This is a genomic window from Bartonella sp. CM120XJJH, from assembly GCF_042194715.1.
Taxonomy (GTDB): domain Bacteria; phylum Pseudomonadota; class Alphaproteobacteria; order Rhizobiales; family Rhizobiaceae; genus Bartonella.
Window position 1 is genome coordinate 1 of the sequence record NZ_JBHINE010000074.1, and the last position, 1,097, is coordinate 1,097.

A 1,097-nucleotide genomic window follows, 5' to 3' on the forward strand; every position below is an offset into this window, starting at 1 on the left:
ATGGTTTTGATGATCACACCGGTTAAAACAGGGTGTTCATTTGCCCATGCCATAAGAACATTGATAAAATTGCCAACTGTTTCCATCAAACTGTTGAGGGGGGGCAGAAGCACTTCACCAATGGTAATGCCCAAAGCCACAATGCGGTTTTGCAAAAGTTCAAATTGTCGCATGGCGCCGGTTGCTTGTTTGTCTGCTTCTTGTTCGACAGAGCCTTTAAAGACTTTTGGGTCTTTCACATAATTTAAAGCTTGCCCCAACAATTCGGGATTGCCTACCAATTTAGCAAAATCGCCCGTGAAGTCCCGTCCAGCAATAGCAATCAGCGAGCGCATGCCCTGTTCTGATTTTGCTAAAACATCAAAAAAGCGCACCAAGGTGCCGGTGGCATCTTTGTCCAGATCTTGCATAAATTTTTCGCGAGAAAGCCCGATATTGGCAAAAGCATCTTCAATATGTTTACCCCCTGCCTGTATGCGCGCACTCATCGCATTAAAACCACGCGCGGCACTCTCAGGAACAATCCCAGCAGAAATCATTGCCGTACCAAAAGCCGCGGTTTCCCGTGCGGTGAGCTTAAACATGGTTGCCGCACCGGTGGCACGATTGGTAAAGTCAGAGACTTCACTTGCCTTGGCGGCCATGTGGTTAGAGAGATGATTGATAGCATCGCCTAAATCTTCAATCCCTGCCTGATTAAGCTTAAAGACATTGCGCAATTTGGCAAAGCGCTCCCCAATCTGATCTCCCGTCATATCAAAAGCAACAGCTGCTTTGGCGGCATAAATACTAAAAGCCTCGAGATCTTGTTCACCAATCCCTGCTTGGCTGGCACTGGTCATCAATTCCAAGACTTCACGCGCCGCCAGCGGAATCTTGGTGGAGGTTTCAAGCGCAAAACGGCGCAATTCCTTTAAGCGATCAAGGGGGGCATCCAGAACCTTTTCCAAGCCTTTCATCGATTGGTCAAATTGCATGGCTTTATAGAGGGGTGCAATTAAGGTTGCCGTTTGGGCAAGCGCACCCACCATGCGCCCCCGCGCTTGGTTGAAAGCATTTTCCGCATTCCTTGTCGCATCCTCAAGATGCTCAGGGTC

Annotated in this window: 1 protein-coding gene; it reads right to left on the reverse strand. The window is 48.6% G+C overall.

The features are described 5' to 3' along the window. Positions 1-1,097 (reverse strand): phage tail tape measure protein (locus tag ACFIKU_RS09790; protein WP_375657391.1); only part of this gene is annotated, 1,097 nt, incomplete at both ends.